The following is a 21,801-nucleotide window of genomic DNA, read 5'->3' on the forward strand; positions in this document are numbered from 1 at the left end:
CCTTCTGTTAACTGTTTTTGTCACGTTAAATTCTCCTCAAGCATGTCAAAGATGTCTCCCATTTCATCCATCTCAAGATCCTGCGCGCTGAAATCGCTCGGCGTAAATTCTTTCTCCTCTTTGGCCGTGCAATGGCGGATGATCATTAAAAGATTGTCTTTAAACCGCTGCATCTGTTTTTCGACGGTGCTTCTTTCATATTCTTCCTGATTGTATGAGCAGGAAATGACGAAGCGGCCGCCTGTAACCATTCCGCTGAAGCTCAGTGCGTATAACGCCTCTGACTCTTCGCTGACTTGACGTCCCATATCATATGGAGACGGCTCAAACCATTCCGTTTTCACTTCATTGTCAAACTGCCCCAAGTAGTTAAAACTGATTTCAGGCGCGGCGCCTTTTTCTGTTTCATCGGATGACAGATACCGGAGAATTCCGTATCCTACACCTTTATCTGGAACGCGCCGCACTGTCTCTTTTACCGTTTTAATGACGGAAGAGACGCCGTCTTCCTTGCTGATCTGCAGAATCAACGGATATTGGGCCGTAAACCAGCCGACCGTCCGTGAAATATTGACGTTCGGTATGATTTCTTCCCGGCCGTGTCCTTCTAAGTTGATGCCGACTTTGCCGTTTTCCGTCCATTCACCGATCGTTAAGCCGAGTGCGCTGAGCAGAATGTCGTTGATTTCCGTTCCGTACGGATGATGAACATCTGTCAGCAGCTGTGCCGTTTCTTCCTCAGTCAATTCACATTTCACGGCCGCCGTATGTTTGACGAGCCGTTTGTCCGGATCATGGTCTTTCGGCAGCGGCCGGAGCTCTTCCGCATCTGCCTGCGCCCAATAATCCGCCTGCTTTTTCAGCTCTTCTGATTGCGCAAACGTGTTCAGCGCCTCCGCCCAATCTTTAAAGGAGTGGGTTTTTTGCGGGAGGACGATGCTGTTTTGCTGCTGCGCCTGTTTATAACCTGAAGCGAAATCCTCAAGCAGAATTCTCCATGAAACCCCGTCCACGACGAGATGGTGAACCGCGATTAACAGATGATCGCCTTGTTCTGTCCGGTATTGCTCCGCTTTTAACAGCGGGCCGTTCTCCAGATCAAGACTGCCCTGAAGATGATCGGCCAGCCGCTGAATCTGGCTTTTCAGCATATCCTCGTCCGTTCCGTACAGATCAACGATTTCAAAGCTTGCCTTGCATTCTGTGACAGGGAGGTATGTCTGAATGATGCCTTCCCTTTCTTCACGGTAAACCATGCGGAGCGCATCATGGTGTTCAATCAATGCTTGCAGGGTTTTTTCCACCAGGTCCGGATCAAAGCCGTCTTTCGCATGAAGCATGACGGATTGGTTCCAGTGGTGTTTGTCCGTGAAGTTTTTCTCAAAGAACCAGCGCTGGATCGGCGTTAACTCCGCTTTGCCTTCGACAGGTCCCTGGTCGGCCTGCTTGCCTTCCGTCCGCTCCACATAAGAGACGAGCTCTTCGATGGTCGGGTGCTGGAAGAGATCTTTCATCTCCAGCTTGTAGCCGTGCTGGTTCAGGCGGCTCGCCATTTGGATGCCTTTGATTGAGTCGCCGCCGAGCGTGAAGAAATTATCGCTTACGCCGATCTGATCAAGACCGAGCACTTCCTCCCAAATGTCGGAAAGCAGCGTCTCCATCTCCGTTTCCGGCGCTTTGTAAGCGGCGCTTCCCGCTTCAATGTCCGGTTCCGGCAGGGCTTTTTTGTCAATCTTTCCGTTTGCGGTGACCGGAAGCTCGTCCATCTCCACCCAGAACGCCGGCACCATGTAGTCCGGAAGCGTGTCTTTCAGCGCGGCTTTGAGCGCTTCAATATCGTCCTGCTGAGGCGCGACATAGGCGCAAAGCGCGGCATTGCCTGCTTTGTCTTCCACCGCCGTCACCGCTGCGTCATGAACATCCGCAAGCTGGGCGAGGCGGACTTCGATTTCTGAAAGCTCGATCCGGTAGCCCCGCACTTTGACCTGCTGGTCGATACGGCCGATGTATTCGATGCCGCTCTGCGCGTTCCATTTGACGAGGTCGCCGGTCCGGTACATGCGCTCGCCGGGCACGAACGGATCTGCGGTAAACCGCTTCGCCGTCTCTTCTTCACGGTTCAGGTATCCGCGTGCCAGACCGCGGCCGGCCACGCACAATTCACCGGCAATGCCTTCCGGCTGCACCTGATCGCCGTCGCCGAGAATATAAGCTCTCGTATTGGCAATCGCCCGTCCGATCGAAAGCGATCCTTCCTCAGGATTGATGACGCCGCTTGTCGCGACGACGGTGTTTTCCGTCGGGCCGTAGTTGTTGACGATCGTGTACGGCTGTTTCACCGCCCGCTTCAGCTTGTCGCCGCCGACGAGAAGCATGCGGAGACAGGTATTTTCCAGCTCCATAAATTGTTCGGCCAGCTGCGTCGGCAGGAAGGTGATGGTCACGCCGTGCTCCTCGAAATAGTGATTTAAGCGGGTGATATCCAGCCGGATCGCTTCGTCAATGACGTGAAGTTCCGCGCCGATGGTCCATGTCGGGAACATTTCCCAGATGGAGGCGTCAAAACCGAAGCCCGCGTATTTGGCGCTTTTATCATCCGCCGTCATGGCGAATGCGTCGTGATGCCAGAAGCACAGGTTCACCAGCGCATGGTGTTCGACCATGACACCCTTCGGCTGTCCGGTCGTTCCTGACGTGTAAATCATATAAGCGAGATGATCCGCCGTTGTTTCAGTCTGCGGGTTCGCTTCATCGTTTTCATCAAGCGGCAGGCTCAGAATGGAGCGTCCGCCGTCAAGCAGGATCGTTTCTCCTGTGTAGCCATCCGGCACGTCCAGCGCTTCCTGTGTGAGAAGAAGCTTGGCGCCGCTGTCCTGCAGAATGTAGCTGATCCGCTCTTGTGGGTAGTCGGGGTCAATCGGCACAAATGCCGCGCCCGCTTTCAGGACGCCGAGTACGCCCGCGGCCATTTCCAAGGACGGTTTCGTCAAAATGCCGACACGTTCGTCAGCCGTGACGCCGCAGTCTATGAGAATGCGCGCGATCCGGTTCGCCCTTGCGTTCAGCTCGCCGTACGTCCATTTCGCGCCGTTATATGCCGCGGCCGGCCGGTTCGCGTGGCGGGCGGCCGTTTCTTCAAAGAGACGGTGAACCGTTTTGTCCTGCGGCACAGAGAGTGTTTTTCCTTTCCATGCGTCAAGGAGGGCTTGTTTTTCAGCATCGCTGATCAGTGAAATCTCAGGCAGCTTTCTGTCCGGGCTTTCCGCCGCTTGCTTCAGAATCCGCAGGAACCCGGCGCTCCACTTTTCAATGGTTTCTTTTTTAAACAGATCAGTCGCATATTCAAACTGAAGGCCGAGACCTTCTTGATCCGTAAAGCCGCCGAGTGTCAGATCGAATTTCGCCGTGCCTTGGTTTGACTCATACGGAGTGATGCGCAGGTTCTCCAGTTCCAGTGTTTCTTTATCCGGATCTTCTGTCGTCACCATCACCTGGAACAACGGGTTGCGGCTCATATCTCTCGGCAGGTCAAGCTTTCCGATCAGCTCCTCAAACGGATAATCCTGATGCGCCAGCGCGTCGAGATTGGTTTGTTTCACCCGTTCGAGCAGCCCGGCGAAGGTCTGCTCTTTTTGCGTTTCATTGCGTAGCGCAAGCGTATTGACAAACATCCCCGGCATTTCCTGAACTTCGGCGCTCGTTCTTCCGGCGGTCACCGAACCGATAATGATATCGCGCTGGCCCGTGATTTTGCTCAAAAAGACATGGAACGCGGCGTGAAGCACCATATGAAGAGTCGCTCCCGATGATTCCATTAATTCACGCACCGCTTTTTCCGTCTGACGCCCCGCTCTGAAACGGACGGATTGTCCTTTAAAACTTTGAACCGGCGGACGCGGAAAATCGGTCGGCAGATTCAATTCAGGAAGCTCGCCGGAAAATGCCGAGAGCCAATAACGCTCATGGTCTTTCATCCGTTCGGCCTGCCCGGGTTCATTCTGCCAGACGGCGAAGTCTTTATAGTGCAGGTTCGGCGACGGCAGACTTCCGCCTTTGTAAAGGTGAGCGAGCTCTTTGACCAGCATGCTCCTGGACACGCCGTCGGCAATGATATGATGCATATCCAGCAGCAGCAGGTGTTTCTTTTCATTCAGTCTGACAAGAGCGGCCCGAATGAGCGGAGCCGCGCTCAGATCAAACGGCTTAATGAATGCCTGAATGATAAGATCCGCCTTCTCCTCGTCCGCTGCTTCAAAGATGTGCAGGTCAATGTCAGCCTGTTCTGCGATCTGCTGCATCGGCTGGCCTTTTTGATCGATAAAGGACGTCCGCAAAGATTCGTGGCGGTTGATCATCTGATTGAGCGCTTTCTGAAGCCTTGAAATATTGACTTCTCCTTCCATCAGAAGAACGGACGGCATATTATAGCTGATTGTCTCCCGGTCAAGCTGGTTCAGAACGTACATCCGTTTTTGGGCGGATGATAACGGGTACGCGTCTGCACTGTCTGCCGGTGTGATCATCCGATATCCCTCAGATACCGCCGATTTTTCGATATATGCGGCAAGCAGGCGGACAGTCGGCTGTTCGAACAGCGCTTTTAACGGAACCGTTTTGTCCAGTTCAGCCTGAATATTGGCGAGGAGCATCATTCCTTTTAAAGAGTGCCCGCCGTAATCGAAGAAATTATCGTCGATGCCGAGCGTATCCGTACCGAGTGTCTGTTTCCAAATGCGGCACAGCTTTTCCTCCAATTCCGTTTCCGGCAAGGCTGAAGCAATTTGCGCCGTTTGGCTGACGCCCGGTTTCGGGAGGGCGTTTTTATCGGTTTTTCCGTTGGCTGTGAGCGGAATGCGGTCTACTTGCACGAAATAGGCCGGAAGCATATGAGACGGCAGTGTTTCGGAAAGCCGTTTGCGAAGCTCAGAGCCTTTCAGCCCGCTGTCGGCTTTAAAGTACGCGCACAGTTCCGGCAGCCCGCCTTCGCTGACTGCGAGAACGACCGCCTCCTGAATGCCGTTTACGCTTAACAGCACGGTTTCAACCTCTTTTAATTCAATGCGGTAGCCCCGGATTTTCACCTGATCATCCGCACGGCCGATAAATTCAATCGTCCCGTCAGGAAGCCTGCGGACGATATCTCCCGTTTTGTACATCAGGCTGTCCGGTGAAAAAGGTTTTGAGAGAAATTTCTCCGCCGTCAGCTGCGGACGGTGAAGATATCCTCTGGCAAGCCCCTTCCCGGTAATATAAAGCTCGCCGCTTGCGCCCGGAGGAACGAGCTGCATTGCTCCGTCCAATACAAGCGCGCCGGTATTTGCGATCGGGCGGCCGATGACGGGACGCTGCTCATATTGAGCAAGACGCTCCATATTGATCCGTTCCGCAATGGCGCCGATCGTCGTTTCCGTCGGCCCGTAGTGATTGATGAAGTCGGTATGGGCGTATACGTCATGAAACTTGCGGACATCGGACGTAATGATCTTTTCTCCGCCGAGCACCACTAAACGAAGCGGGCTGAAACGGCGTTCTGACGTAAAACGGGCTGTATTGACGATCATATGGAACAATGACGGCGTCAGTTTCATATACGTAATGCCGTTTTTCTGTATATACTCACCAAGCTGATCAGGTGCGGTGTACGTCTCTTTCGGCACAATATGCAGCTCGCCGCCCGCCTGAAGAATCGGGAATATGGCCGTATAGCCGAGATCAAATGCGTAAGAAGACAGCAGCACGGATTTGTCAGCTTCGGTCAAACCGGCTTCACGGCTGAACCATGTGACATAATTGATTAGATTGCGGTGCTCCAGCTGGACGCCTTTCGGTTTGCCCGTTGTTCCCGAGGTATAAATGATATAGGCAAGCCGGTCGGCGCCGGGCTCCGTTTCAAGCCGGTCGGCGCTTTCGTTCTGCCATTCTCCGTCTTCCATTACGACCGTTTTTCCTTTATAAACGGCGGCCGCGGTCATGTTTCTCTCATTGACGACCAGAAGCTTCGTTCCGCTGTCTTCGAGAGAGTAGCGGATTCTCTCTTCAGGAGTCTCCGGATCAATCGGGAGAAATGCCGCTCCGGCTTTCATGACGCCGAGAATCGCGGTAATCAAGTCGGCCGAACGATCCATCATAATGGCCACGATGTCCTCACTGCCCGTTCCGCAAGCCTGAAGGTGGCGGGCAAACCGGTTCGAGCGTTCATCAAGCTCAAGATATGTCAGACTTGTTCCGCCCGCAACCGCCGTGAGATCAGGCGTTTTTTGCGCTTGCCGTTCAAACAGCGAAACAAAAGTGCCCTCAGGCAGATCCGCTTCCGTCCGTTTTTCATCAGAAAGGAGCGCTTCCCGCTCAGGAGCGGACAGCAGGCTTGCGTCGGCCAGCTGAATATCCGGATTTTCGGCGCAGGCTTTAATCAGATTGACAAAATGAGCGCTCCAGCGGCGGATGGTTTCGTCCGCAAATAAGGCTTTCGCGTAATCAAAGCTCAATCCGACCTCTTCTCCGCGCTCAGCCGCTTCTAAGGAAAGATCAAATTTAGCGACATGATGATGCATGGAGTAAGAAGAAATCTCCAAATCTCCGAGCCGCAGGGCCGGGATCTCCATGTTCTGCATATTAAATAACACGCTGAACAGCGGACTCCGGCTTGTGTCCCTCGTTAACGGCAGTTTTTCAATTAATTCTTCAAGCGGATAGCTTTGATGCTCAAAAGCTTGAAGGCTCGCCGTTTTCACTTCATCCAGAAATTGCTTGAACGTTTTTTTGCCGGCAGGATGCGACCGAAGCGCAACTGTGTTGACAAACATGCCCGGCACGTCTTGGAGATCAGGATGCTGTCTTCCGGCCGCCGGAGACCCGACTATGATGTCTTCCTGCCCCGAATATTTGGACAGCAGCACTTGAAAAGCGGCTAACAAGAACATGTACATCGTCGTATCCGTATCAGCCAGCAGCTTCTTAATCTGCGCCGTCACCTGTTTATCAAGCCCGAAGATGACGCGTTCCCCTTCAAAACTGCGCTCGGCAGGACGCGGGAAATCAAGCGGCAGATCCAGCACCGGCAGATCGCCTTTGAACGTATCAAGCCAGTAAGCTTCGTGCTGATCAAGATTTGCTTTTTCACGCTGCCAGACTGAAAAATCCTTATAATGAATCTTTGGCAGCTCAAGCTCCGTGCCTTGATAAAGCTTCGCAAGATCACCGATGAAAATGCCCATTGAGCTCCCGTCCGTAATAATGTGGTGCATGTCAATCAGCAGAAGATGCCGGTCTTCTTCAAGCCGGATCAGCTTCGAACGGACCAGCGGCGCACGATTGAGCGCAAACGGCCTGATAAAGGCTTTTGTCAGCTCTTCTGCATCTTCTTCCCGGCCCTCGGCGGTTTCAAGCTCAAACGACACATTTTTATGAATGGTCTGCACGACTTCTCCATCTGCCATGTCAAACGACGTACGCAGTGTCTCATGACGGTTGATTAATGCCTGCATGGCCTCCTCAAGACGGTTTTTGTCTACTGATCCTTCCAGCAGAAGTACAGCAGGGACGTTGTAGCTCGTGCTGGCCTGTCCGAGCTGATTAAGGATATACATCCTGCGCTGTGCTGAGGAAACAGGATAATGCTTCTGATAAGGCGCTTGTCGGATCGGTTCAAACTGCTGTTCCTCCTCGGTCTCATGCTCCAAATAATGCGCAAGCTCCTGAATGGTCGGCTTTTCAAATAACACTTTAATCGGCACTTCTTTTTGAAAGTGCTCCTGGATTTTAGCGGTCATCATCATGGCTTTTAAAGAATGTCCGCCAATCGTGAAGAAATTGTCAGTCACACCCGCTTTTACACCGAGAATGCCTTCCCAAATGTCCGCGAGTTTCTGCTCCGCTTCCGTTTTCGGCGCTTCGTATTCTTTTTGAACGGCTTCAGCCTGAGGCTCAGGCAGCGCTTTTTTATCAATCTTTCCGTTCGCCGTCAGCGGAAACTGATTCATCTGGATGAAGTGCGCGGGAATCATGTATTCCGGAAGTGATTCCGAAAGCGTTTTGCGCAGGTCTTCCGGCGAAAGGGCTTGGTCTGCGGTAAAGTAAGCGCAGATTTCATTTTCATCCGCTTTATTTTTCCGGATCACAGCCGCAGATTCCGTCACATTCTCCGCCTGGCTGATTTTCGCCTCAATTTCGCCGAGCTCGATTCTGAAACCGCGGACCTTTACTTGGTTGTCAATTCTGCCGAGAAACTCGATCGTGCCGTCCGGAAGCCACTTCGCCAAGTCCCCCGTCCGGTATATCGTTTCATCCGGTCTGAACGGATCGCGGACAAACTGCTTCTCCGTTAATTCAGGCAGATTCACATAGCCTCTTGCCACTCCGCTTCCGCCGACACACAGCTCCCCGGGCGCGCCGATCGGCTGGAGGTTGCGGTTTTCGTCCATAATGTACGCAGTGGAATTTCCGATCGGCTTCCCGATCGGGATCGAACCGTCGTAGTCCTGATCAATGAGAAAACTCGTCGAAAACGTCGTATTCTCCGTCGGCCCGTAGCCGTTCCAAAGCGACAGCTCCGGTGATGCCTTCCTCACTTTGCTGACGATATGCGGCACAAGCGCATCACCGCCGATGATGAGGTGCCGGAGCGTGTTAAACATGCCGGCATCCTTTTGGGCAAGCTGATTAAACAGCGGAGACGTCAGCCACATGGTCGTGATCCGCTGCTCTTTCAGAAATTGGGCGAATCGTCCGGCGTCAAGCAGCGTCTCTTTTTTCACCGGGTGCAATGCCGCTCCGTTCAGCAATGCGCCGAAGACTTCAAAGGTTCCGGCATCAAAGCTGACGGCTCCCGTTTGCGCCATCCGGTCTTCTTCATGAACCGGCACGTAATTCGAAGGTTTGACGAGCCTGATGATATTTCTGTGTTCAATCATGACGCCTTTCGGTTTGCCGGTCGATCCGGATGTATACATGATATACGCCAAGTCGTTGCCGCCGGCCGGGAGATTCAAGTCTGTTCCGCTTACCGTTTCATCCGCGCTTTCATTCAGCATGACAATCGGGACTTGCAATGTGCCCGCTTGTTCTTGATAGTCCTGAACTGTCAGCACGAGCCGAATCGAGCTGTCTGCCGCCATAAAGCGGAGACGGTCCTCCGGAAAAGCCGGATCAATCGGCACATAGGCGCCGCCTGCTTTTAGGACGGCAAGCATTCCGATAACGGTTTCCGCAGACCGGTCGTTCATAATAGCGGCGGTCCGGCCTTTTTCCAGCCCGCTCTTCACAAGGTGTCTCGCCAGGCGGTTGGCCGCTTCGTTCACTTCACGGTAGGTCCATTCGCGTCCCTCTTCTTTTATCGCGATGCTTGCAGGCGTCCGGTTTGCCTGTGCTTCAAACAAACGGTGAACGGCCTCCTCTTCCGGAAGCGCCGTTTTCGTATCATTGAATATCTCAACAATCTGCCGCTCTTCTTCGCCTGAAACAAGGCCGAGTTCCCGCACGGGCGCGTCAGGCGTTCCGACCGCCGCTTTCATCATGCAGGTCAGATGGTGCGCCGTTCGTTCGATGGCATCATGTGCGAAAGCCGCTCCGTTGTATTTGATTTTGACGGTCCACGTTTTTCCCGGATACACGATGAGATTGAAATCAAAGCTCGTCTGCTCAAAAGCATGTTCAACTTTAATGGAAAAGCCGAGTCTTTCCTCCATGCCCCCGTTTTCCAGCTCTTTGTCCAGCGGATAGTTTTCAAACGCGACCAAATGATTCAAGAGGCTGCCGTCCAGAGCGGAGCGCTTTTGAATGTCATAGAGCGGCACATAATCATAGCGCTCGGCTTCCACGGCGTTTTTCTGAACTGCCGCCATCACGTCAGAAAAGGCTGCATCTTTGTCAATCTTGATTCTGACAGGAATCGTATTGATGAACAGCCCCGCCATCGTTTCAATGCCGTTGATTTCTGAAGGACGGCCTGATACGACGGTGCCGAACACCACATCGTCTGTATAGTTGTATTTGCTGAGCACCGCACCCCAAACGGCCTGAAACAGGTTAGGCCCCGTGACTTGATGCCGGTTGGCGGTCTGCTGAATCTGCGCGACCAGCTCTTCATCCCAGACAAAAGAATATTCTTCATTTTGGTAGTCTTTCTTTTCTGATGCCAGACGGCCCGGGAGCAGGCTCGGCTGTTCGAAATCCGCCAGGCGGCTGCTCCAATATTGTTCCGCCTCCTCATAATCCCTGCCTCCGAGCCATTTGATATAGTCAGAGTAAGGTTTGCCCTGGCTTCCCCCGGCGGGCCGGCCGGCACGAAGCGCTTCATAGTTTTGAAACAGGCTTTTCATCAAAACGCCCATACTCCAGCCGTCCATGACGATATGATGATTGCTCCAGACGAGATACAGTTCCTTCTCACTGAGCCTGAACACCGCCGCTTTAAAGAGAATATCCTTCGCCAGATGAAAGCCCTGCTGCTGCACATCGCGTTTATAGCGTTCAATATATTCGGTTTGGCGCGCTTCATCTAATTGACTGATATCTTCATAGTGCACCTTCGTCTTCCGCTCTGCTAATACGACTTGGCGCGGTTTTTGAAGCTGCTGGTGCACGAATACCGTACGCAGGATGTCATATGTCCGAATCAGCTCATTGACACTTTTTTCAAAAAGCTCAAGCTGAAAGCTTCCGTGAATCCTAAGCTCTAATTGTGTGAAGTAGGAGGAAGAATGCGGATCAAGCAGCGCATGATACAGCATTCCCTCCTGCATCGGTGTGAGTGCATACACCTTTTGAATCGATTTTTTGCTCATATGTCACCTCTGTCTTTTCTGTTAGAGAATTTCCATTAATTTATCAAGTTCATCAAGCGTCAGATCATCATCGCCAAGATCGCTAGGCGTAAGCTCAGGTCCGTCTTGGGCCAGGCAGTGATCTATGATTTTCAAGAGGTGCCCTTTAAAGCTGTCACTGAACGATTGAATGGTTTTTTCATGAAATTCGAGAGAATGATAGGCAAACGTCATCGTCATCTGCCCATTTTCTATAAATCCGACAATATCAAGCGCATTCGGCTTCTCTGTGTCAGGGCTCAGCGATTGTCCTGACGGCATCCCGGATCTTGTAAATAAGCCGGAATCCGACATCTCATTAAACTGGCCTAAGTAGTTAAAGCTGATATCCGGATCAATCTCAAATGAAAGACCCTCTTTATGCTCAGGCGCCGTTACATAACGCAGAATGCCGTAGCCGACTCCTTTGTTCGGGATGTGTCTGATGTCTTCTTTCATTTGTTTCAGCTGATATGAAAGATCGTCGGCGTGCTTCATCTCAAGGATCATCGGATACATGCTCGTAAACCATCCGACCGTCCGGGTGATATTCAGGCCGTCAAGAATGTCTTCGCGCCCGTGGCCTTCCAAATGAACGCCGATCGTGTCTTCACCCGTCCACTCTTTCAGCGCCAGTCCGAGCGCCGTGAGCAGGATGTCGTTCATTTCCGTATGGTAGGCTTCATGTACGTTTGTCGTCAGCTGTTCAGTTTGTTCAGGCGTCAGAGAGAAACTGACCGTTCTCGTATGTCTCATGCGCTGATCGCCAGACTGCCTGTCTTTCGGAAGCTGAGTGCATACCTCTTTCTCCTCAAGCCCCCTCCAGTAATCCGCTTCTTTCAGAAACGCCTTCGTATTTGCGTATTCTTTGATTCTCTCAGCAAATTCGGCGAATGAATGTGTTTTCGGAGGCAGCGCCGGTTCATTGCCTTGTTTCAGCTGCGTATAAACGGACGTGAAGTCCTCCAGTAAAATCCGCCAAGATACACCATCCACGACTAAGTGATGGATTGCGAGAAGAAGGTGGTCTCCATCTTCAGCCCGGAAGAGCCCGGCCTTCAGCAGATGTCCTGTTTCCAGTGAAATACTGCTTTGAAGACGGTCTGCTTCCCGTTCGATACGGTCCTCATGATCTTCAGCAGGTCCGTTCAGCTCAAAGACGTTCAGTTCAACAGACGCATCCTCAAGCCCTCTGTAATACGGTTTTTGTTCACGATAAATCATCCGGAGCGCATCATGGTGCACCGTCAGGACATGTAATGTTTTTTCTGTTATCTCCGGATCAAAGCCGTCTTTCGCATGAAGCATGACGGATTGATTCCAGTGGTGTTTGTCCGTGAAGTTTTTCTCAAAGAACCAGCGCTGGATCGGCGTTAACTCCGCTTCGCCTTCGACAGGTCCCTGATCGGCCTGCTTGCCTTCCGTCCGCTCCACATAAGAGACGAGCTCTTCGATGGTCGGGTGCTGGAAGAGATCTTTCATTTCCAGCTTGTAGCCGTGCTGGTTCAGGCGGCTCGCCATTTGGATGCCTTTGATCGAGTCGCCGCCGAGGGTGAAGAAATTATCGCTTACGCCGATCTGATCAAGACCGAGCACTTCCTCCCAAATGTCGGAAAGCAGCGTCTCCATCTCCGTTTCCGGCGCTTTATAAGCGGCGCTTCCCGCTTCAATGTCCGGTTCCGGCAGGGCTTTTTTGTCAATCTTTCCGTTTGCGGTGACCGGAAGCTCGTCCATCTCCACCCAGAACGCCGGCACCATGTAGTCCGGAAGCGTGTCTTTCAGCGCGGCTTTGAGCGCTTCAATATCGTCCTGCCGAGGCGCGACATAGGCGCAAAGCGCGGTATTGCCCGCTTTGTCTTCCACCGCCGTCACCGCTGCGTCATGAACGTCCGCAAGCTGGGCGAGGCGGACTTCGATTTCTGAAAGCTCGATCCGGTAGCCCCGCACTTTGACCTGCTGGTCGATACGGCCGATGTATTCGATGCCGCTCTGCGCGTTCCATTTGACGAGGTCGCCGGTCCGGTACATGCGCTCGCCGGGCACGAACGGATCTGCGGTAAACCGCTTCGCCGTTTCTTCCTCACGGTTCAGGTATCCGCGTGCCAGACCGCGGCCGGCCACGCACAATTCACCGGCAATGCCTTCCGGCTGCACCTGATCGCCGTCGCCGAGAATATAAGCTCTCGTATTGGCAATCGCCCGTCCGATCGAAAGCGATCCTTCCTCAGGATTGATGACGCCGCTTGTCGCGACGACGGTGTTTTCCGTCGGGCCGTAGTTGTTGACGATCGTGTACGGCTGTTTCACCGCCCGCTTCAGCTTGTCGCCGCCGACGAGAAGCATGCGGAGAGAGGTATTTTCCAGCTCCATAAATTGTTCGGCCAGCTGCGTCGGCAGGAAGGTGATGGTCACGCCGTGCTCCTCGAAATAGTGATTTAAGCGGGTGATATCCAGCCGGATCGCTTCGTCAATGACGTGAAGTTCCGCGCCGATGGTCCATGTCGGGAACATCTCCCAGATGGAGGCGTCAAAACCAAAGCCCGCGTATTTGGCGCTTTTATCATCCGCCGTCATGGCGAATGCGTCGTGATGCCAGAAGCACAGGTTCACCAGCGCATGGTGTTCGACCATGACACCCTTCGGCTGTCCGGTCGTTCCTGACGTGTAAATCATATAAGCGAGATGATCCGCCGTTGTTTCCGTCTGCGGGTTCGCTTCATCGTTTTCATCAAGCGGCAGGCTCAGAATGGAGCGTCCGCCGTCAAGCAGAATCGTATCTCCTGTGTAGCCATCCGGCACGTCCAGCGCTTCCTGTGTGAGAAGAAGCTTGGCGCCGCTGTCCTGCAGAATGTAGCTGATCCGCTCTTGTGGGTAGTCGGGGTCAATCGGCACAAATGCCGCGCCCGCTTTCAGGACGCCGAGTACGCCCGCGGCCATTTCCAAGGACGGTTTCGTCAAAATGCCGACACGTTCGTCAGCCGTGACGCCGCAGTCCATGAGAATGCGCGCGATCCGGTTCGCCCTTGCGTTCAGCTCGCCGTACGTCCATTTCGCGCCGTTATATGCCGCGGCCGGCCGGTTCGCGTATCGGGCGGCCGTTTCTTCAAAGAGACGGTGAACCGTTTTGTCCTGCGGCACAGAGAGTGTTTTTCCTTTCCATGCATTGAGGAGGGCTTGTTTTTCTGTTTCATTCACCAAGGAAAGCTCAGAAAGCTTCGCAGCCGGATTTTCCGTTGCGGCTTTTAACAGTTGAAGCCAATAATGCTTCCACGTCTCTGCCGTTTCCGGTTTAAACAGCGCGGTGTTATATTCAAGCACAAACGTTAAGCCTTCGTCTGTGTCCTCAGCCGTCAGCGTCAGGTCAAACTTGGCTGTTTTTCTGTCAAACGGATGGTGCTTCAGCTCAATTCCTTCCATGACCAGATCTTCAGCATTTGCATTTTGCATTGAGAATACCGCATCAAACAGAGGATTTCGGCTCGTATCACGCTGCACCTCAACCTTTTGCAGAAGGTCTTCAAGCGGATAATCCTGCGCGTCAAATGCATGTAAAGCGGTTTGTTTCACTTCTTTAAGATAGTCCGTGAACGTTTTGTCCGCTTCCGGATACGTACGAAGCGCGAGTGTATTCACAAAAACACCGATGACGTTTGCGAGATCCGCATGTGACCGTCCCGCAACCGGCGAGCCGACAATGATGTCATGCTGTCCGCTCAGTTTTGAGAGAAAGGCGCTGTACGACGCCAGGAGCACCATGTACATGGTAGAATCCGTTTGTTTCGCAAGACTGCGAAGAGCCGACGTCTGTTCCTCAGTCAGAGAAAAGACCAGCTTGTCTCCTTCAAAGGTTTGCACGGCCGGACGGCTGTAATCAGCCGGCAGCGTCAATACCGGAAGCTCGCCGTCAAGCTCCCGAAGCCAATGCTCCTCCTGCTTGCGGTACTGCTCTGATTGAATAAATTTCTGCTGCCATACCGCATAGTCTTTATAATGAATCCGCAGCGGCTCAAGCGTTTCGCCGCCATACAAGCGGGACAGTTCATCTATCAGCACGCCGACTGAAGCGCCGTCCGAAATGATATGGTGCATATCAAACAGCAGCAGGTGGTCATGTTCAGCCAGCTTGACCAGCCCCGTTCTGACGAGAGGAAGCTGATCCAGACGGAACGGCCGGATAAAGCTCTGAATAATCCGTTCAGCATCTTCTTCAGAGGCTTCATAATATTCCATGTCGATATAAGCTTCCGCCCATATACGCTGAACCGTTTCTCCATCCTTTATGTCAAATGTCGTTCTGAAGGCTTCATGGCGTTCTGTCAGCTGTTTCATGACGGATTTCAGCTTTTCTGCATCAAGCTTTCCTTTTAAACGGAGCACAGACGGCATGTTATAGCTTGTTTCAGCGCCTTCCAGCTGCTGAAGCACGAACATCCGCTTCTGCGGTGAAGAAACCGGATACGTTTCCCGCTCCGCAGCCGGTGCGATGCTCTCAGCCGCCTTCCGCTCAGCCCCTTCAATCAGCTGCGCCAGCCCAGCAGCCGTCGGAGAAGTGAACAGGTCCTTTAAGGTAAGCTGCACGCCGAATGTCTTCTGGATAAGGGCCAGCAGTTTCATCCCCGCTAACGAGTGGCCCCCGATCTCAAAGAACTGATCATGGACGCCGACCCGTTCCATTTGCAGCACCTCAGCCCAAATATCCGCCAGTTTTTTTTCTGTTTCATTGCGCGGCGCCGTATATGACACGGCATTCGCTGCGGTCACATCCGGCATCGGCAGCGCCCGCCTGTCGATTTTTCCGTTCCCTGTAAGAGGCAGTTCATCCAATTGAATAAAGACGGACGGAATCATATAAGCCGGAAGATCCTTCGCCGTATGCTCCCTCAGCTCCCGGGAAGATATTTCCCTGAGGCCGACAAAATACGCGCAAAGAAGTTTGTCACCCGCGCCCTGATCCACAGCGAGCACTATGCATTCCTGAATCTGATCATGGCTTTGAAGCTGATGCTCAATTTCGCCAAGCTCAATCCGCTGACCGCGGATTTTCACCTGATGGTCGATGCGTCCGATAAACTCGATATCGCCATTCGGAAGCCATCTGGCCAAGTCGCCCGTTTTATACATCCGTTCACCTTCCTTAAACGGATGCTTTACAAATTTTTCTTCCGTCAGTTCAGGACGGTTGTAGTAGCCTTCTACGAGACCTTCCCCGCTGACGCACAGCTCTCCCGCGATACCCGCCGGCTGAATGCGTCCGGCTGAGTTCATAATAAAGACTTCCGTATTGCTGACCGGTTTACCGATCGGAACGGAGAGCGTATCCTCTTCAATGACATCCACCGGATGGTATGTCGCAAACACCGTGCTTTCCGACGGACCGTACATATGAAGCAGTCTTCCTTTTCCGACTGCCGCCAGCGCCTTTTTGACATGTTCTACAGACGCTCTTTCGCCCCCGAACATGATTTTCCGAAGCGTCGTCAGACAGGACGGCTCCATATCAACAAGCAGGTGGAACAGAGCCGTCGTAATCATCAGAATGCTGACGTTCTCCCGTTTGATCACACGGGACAGGCGCGACATGTCCAGCACCGTATCTTTCGGGACGATCACAAGCTTTGCACCGTTTAACAGCGAACCGAACATATCAAACATAAAAGCGTCAAAGACGTAGTTTGACAGACCGAGCACTGTGTCCTCTTCAGAAACGGTCAAATAGTTCGTGTTTTTTACCGTCCGCAAAATGTTGGCATGTGTGACGATGTTTCCTTTCGGCGTTCCCGTCGTGCCTGATGTATACGTGAGGTTGGCAATCGTTTTGGAATCAAACGGCAATGCTGGATTGCGAGAGTCCTTTTCATAGCTCGCCTCATCATCAGCAAGCACAATGACGCCTTGAAAACCGGCCTTTTCCGCAAGCGGCTTGAGGCTTTGCTGAGTCAGGAGCACATTCGCCCCGCTGTCGCGGAAGAAATGCTGAATCCGCTGAACCGGATGCTCAGGATCAATCGGCACATAGGCGGACCCCGCTTTTAACACAGCCATAATGGAAACAATCATGTCCATTGACCGTTCACATAAAACAGCCGCGGTTTCCCCGCCGCCTCCGACCGAAAGAATATGCCGCGCAAGCCTGTTGGCGCGTTCATTCAGCTGCTGATACGACAGAGTATCCCCTTCGAACTGAAGAGCTGTCCGGTCAGGGTTCTTTCGGGCCTGTTCTTCAAAGATCTGCACGATCGTTTGCTCTTTCGGGTATGCCGTGCGCTCCGGATTGAACCGCTGTAATTGGTTCAAAGCCTCCCGTTCAGAAAGCAGATCATATTCGCTGATTTTCGCATCCGGATGAGCTGCCGCGTTCTCCAGCAGACGGACATAGTGCGCAAGCATGCGATCCGCAGTTGAGCGCTTAAACAGCTTCGTGCAATAATCCAAATCGAGCGCAATGCCTTCCGCTGTTTCCCGGGCCTGCATTGTCAGATCGAATTTAGCGATATTGAAGTTGGTTTCATGAAGAGACAGCGTCAGGTTGCCGATCTCCGGAATTCCGTCCGAAGCATTTTGCAGACTGAACATCGTGTCAAATATCGGATGCCTGCTCATGTCCCGGGGCACGTTCAGCTCCTCGGTCAGCCACTCAAACGGATAATCCTGATGGGAAAACGCGTCCAGCACCTGTTTGCGCACATGACCTAACAAGCCGGCAAATGTCTGATCCTGCTTCACGGAGCTTCGCAGCGCAAGCGTGTTGACAAACATCCCGATAAGCCCCTCGGTATCAGAGTGATTTCTTCCCGCTGACGGTGTTCCCACGATGATGTCTTCCTGTCCCGAATACTTAGAAAGCAGCGTATAGTATGCCGATAACAGCACCATGTAAAGGGTGGCTCCGTTTTTCTCGGCAAGCTTCTGCAGCCGTTCCCGCAGCATTTTCGGCAGCTTGGCGGACACGCGGTCACCTTCAAAGCTTTGCACTTGCGGCCGCGGATAATCAGGGAGCAGCTGAAGCACCGGCAGTTCGCCGCTGAAGACTTCTTTCCAGTACGCCCGCTCCTTCTTGTAGCCTTCTTTCGCCCGTTCCGCCTGCCATACGGCATAATCTTTATATTGAATGCGCAATTCAGGCAGCTGATTTCCGCCGTAGATGTCAGCCAGTTCCTTCAGCATGATGGAAATAGACACCCCGTCAGAAATCAGGTGATGCATATCAAACAGCAGCATATGGCGATTGTGACCTAGCGTTTGCAGGCCGATTCTGAACAGCGGCGCCTCAGATAAATCAAAACGGCGCACAAAGTCCTTCATGACCTGTTCATTCGTTCTTCCGCGCGCTTCGATCATTTCAATATGAAACGGAACATGTTCGTGAACCACCTGTCTCGGCGTGCCGTCCTCCGATTGAAACGATGTTCTGAGCGCTTCATGCCTGCTGATTAAGGCAGAAAATGCACGCTCGAGCTTTTCAAGGTCTAAAGCGCCCTCAATCACGGCCGCAGCCGGCATGTTATATCCGACTCCCGCATCTTCAAATTGGCTCGCGATATAAGTCCGCTGCTGAGCGAGCGAAAGCGGATAGCTCGCCTGCTTCTCAGCCGGCTCAATCGCCCTGAATGCCGGTCCTTCGTTTCGGTTTTCCGCATAATCGGCAAGCGCCGCAATCGTCGGATGCTCAAACAAGTATTGCAGCGGAATTTCAACGCCCATTTGCTTATGAATTTTCGTCAGAAGCGTCATTGCCTTTAATGAATGACCGCCTGACTCGAAGAAATGATCATAAATACCCGCCTTGTCCATTCCGAGGACTTCCTGCCAGATGACGGTGAGCGTTTCCTCCGTTTCGTTTCTCGGCGCGGCATATTCGGATGAGCTGACAGCCTGCACATCAAGCGCAAACAGCTTTTTGCGGTCCGCCTTCCCGCTCGGCGTGAGCGGAATTTCGTCCGTTTTTGTAAAGTAAGCGGGCACCATGTAATCAGGAAGGTGCTTGGACACATACTCCCTGTACTCGGCAGGGTGAAACTCGGTTCCTTTTTCCTGAACGATATATGCGCAAACATCTAAGCTGCCCTGCTGATCCGGCCGTGCCAGCACGACGGCCTGCGCCGCCCCCGGAGCTTTTCTGAGCACCGTTTCAATTTCTCCCAGCTCAATACGGTAGCCGCGGACTTTCACCTGATCATCTTCACGGCCGATATATTCGATCGTCCCGTCCGGCAGCCAGCGCGCCATATCACCCGTGCGGTACATGCGGCCGCTTCCGTTAAACGGATCTTGCAAAAACTTCTCTGCGGTCAAATCCGGAAGATTTAAATAGCCGCGGCCTACACCGTCACCCGCGATATACAGCTCACCGGCCGTCCCGTCGGGCTGAAGCCTCTGGTGCTTATCCAATATATACAGACGGGCGTTGCCGAGCGGTTTTCCGATCGGAACGTACGCCGCCTGTTGATTCATTCCGTTATCGGCTGACACCTGATGCACGGACGCATCTACGCACGTTTCTGTCGGCCCGTAGACATTCGTCAGACGCGGCGCCCTGCCCGATTGATGAAAGAGGTTCATCAGCTGTTCAGCAACAGCGGCGGACAGGCCCTCTCCCCCAATGAGCATGTGGCGCAATTCAATTCCGCTGACATCTCCCGCCGCAACCATCATCTGCAGATGCGCAGGGGTTCCGTCAGTGGCTTCAATCCGGTTTTGACGATAATAGTCCAGCAGTGCCGAGCCATTCGTTACAGTCGTTTTCGGCACGATATAAAGCGTCTGTCCCAAAAGAAGCGAGGCAAAAATCTGTTTGACGGACGCATCAAAATGAAACGGAGCCAAAAGCGCCATTCTTAATGTCTGCTCACCGCATTGATAAATCTCCTGCTGCAGTGATTGCACCAGATGATGAACTTGCCGGTGCTCAATCATCACGCCTTTCGGCCGCCCCGTTGTACCTGACGTGTAGATGATGTAAGCCAGCCGGTCTGATTGTGTACTGACACCGTCCGCAGCCGTTTCAAACTGAACAGCCTCGTCAAAATCAATCCGTTCGGCATCCGCTGCAGGCGCCTGTATTCCGGCCTCTGTCAGAACAGCCTTCGCTCCGCTGTCCTCCAAAATGTACTGAATCCGATCCGCCGGAAAGTCAGGATCTATCGGCACATAGGCGCCGCCCGCTTTCAAAATTCCCAATATTGCCGCAATAACACGCTCAGAACGGCCAAGCAGCACCGCGACAGGAGAATCGGCTGATATCCCGGCATTAAGAAGACGTCCGGCAATTCGGCCTGACTGTTCATGCAATGTGCGATAGGACAATGTTCGGCCTTCATACACCACCGCCGGTTTGTCAGACAGTGACTTCACTTTCTCTTCAAACAGCCCCGGTATCGTCATCTCCCCGCGGTAATTCACCGGATTGCCTGAGGCCCGTGTCAACAGCCGCTCTTTCTCGGATTCAGAAAGAAGAGTAAGCTCATCAATTATGCGATCAGGAGATGAAATCGCATCTTCAATCAGCGTGATCAAACGTTCAGAAACAGATACAATCTCCTCTCCCTTGAATATGTCGCTGCGATAGTCAAAATCAATCGTCAATTTCCCAGTGTCCCATCGTTCCTTCACATGAATCGAAATATCATTTGTACCGCTTCCGCTGAAAATAGGGTCTGTCAGGAAGGACAGATTCTCTTTTTTCTGCCACTGCATCACCTGGTACTCCAGAGCCACCGTAAACAATCTGCTCAGCGAACTTTTCGAAGCGCGCAAATCATTGACAAGCAGGTTATACGGATACTTTTGGTGGCGGAGAATTTTCATCAGATCCTTCATCCGGCCTTTAACGAATTCCAAGAACGACTGTCCTCCGTCAACGCTTGTCCGCACAGGAACCGTAGATACGAACATCCCGAGCATCTGCTTTTCTTTCGCATTTGTCCGGTTTCCCATAAACGTACCCGTAACAACGTCATCCCGGCCGGTCACTTTGTAGAGATAAGAGATCAAAGCTGATTGGAACAGAGATAGTACGCTGACTTTATGCTCCTCGCAGAATGAATGAATGCGGCCATATAAGTCGTGAGGAATTTCTTGAGAAAACCGTTTCGCATCAAGACCCGCATCTGCCTGGCTCCGTTTCAGGGACACAAGCTCCGGCACGGTCTCGAACTGCCCGTTCCAAAAATCCCGATCCTTTTTAAACCGCTTCGACTGCACATATTCCTGCTCAGTCAGCACATGCTCGATAAAGGAAGGAATCTCCGTCTGTTCCATACTTGCTCCGCCCGAAAGCTCCAAATAAATATCAGTAATCGCATTGCCCAGAATCGTCATGGAAATCCCGTCTGAAATAATGTGATGCACATTAACGTAAAACCAGACCTCATTTTCGCTGATGGTATACACGGAAAAACGGAATAAATCCTGATCATATAATGCCAGAGGCTTGCTTGCCTCGTCACGTCCCCATTTTGACAGCTCTTCCGCAGAGCAGCCGGCTTGCCTGATGTCTGTATGTTCGATAGTCAGCGGACGGTAATCGCTCACATATTGAACGGGCTCCCCCTCATCATCAAGCCGCAGACGGATTCTCATCGACTCATACCGCCGGACGAATTCCTGTATCGCTTTCTCAACGTAATGAGCCTGTACGCCGTCGTCAGAAATGAGTTTCCCGAACCCGGCAAGATTTGAAATACTTGTGTTCGGATAGAATTTTTCTGTATACCAGATACGTTTTTGAGCATTTGTTAAAGGATAAAAAGTTATTTCCATATGTGTGCGCCTCCCCTTTTTAAGATAAAATTGTCAATTCTCCCTTAGAAACAGCCTCCCTCAATGTCCCTAACTCATTATCAAGCCAAAAGAACCACTTACCTCCAAAACGATCCCGATTCAATCACCGCCGAAATCCGCAATCCACTCACCCGCACAGTCCGAAATGCGGCTCAAATTTATGAGAAATCAAGACAAGAATCCAATGTTTGTAAGCAACAGGGTTTACCTATTTCTTCATGAA

At 52.4% G+C, this 21,801-nt stretch carries 2 protein-coding genes; both read right to left on the minus strand.

Going from position 1 to position 21,801, the window contains the following annotated elements; genetic code table 11:
- Nucleotides 1-20 precede the first annotated feature (20 nt).
- Entirely contained in the window at nucleotides 21-10,781 is a 10,761-nt protein-coding gene (gene srfAB, locus C5I45_RS20175) for a surfactin non-ribosomal peptide synthetase SrfAB (protein ID WP_107994548.1), read from the minus strand.
- A 21-nt stretch (nucleotides 10,782-10,802) separates the two neighbouring features.
- The gene (gene srfAA, locus C5I45_RS17805; protein WP_107994549.1) at nucleotides 10,803-21,557 is read right to left on the minus strand and encodes a surfactin non-ribosomal peptide synthetase SrfAA; all 10,755 of its coding nucleotides are present in this window, start codon (nucleotides 21,555-21,557) and stop codon (nucleotides 10,803-10,805) included.
- Between the last annotated feature and the right edge of the window lie 244 nt (nucleotides 21,558-21,801).

Origin of the sequence: Bacillus sp. ZY-1-1 (assembly GCF_003047165.1) — a bacterium.
Classification (GTDB): Bacteria; Bacillota; Bacilli; order Bacillales; family Bacillaceae; genus Bacillus; species Bacillus velezensis.

Excerpts from the sequence above, each read along its gene's own strand:
- srfAB (WP_107994548.1), bottom strand. The coding sequence starts at position 10,781 with ATGAGCAAAAAATCGATTCAAAAGGTGTATGCACTCACACCGATGCAG.
- srfAA (WP_107994549.1), bottom strand. The coding sequence starts at position 21,557 with ATGGAAATAACTTTTTATCCTTTAACAAATGCTCAAAAACGTATCTGG.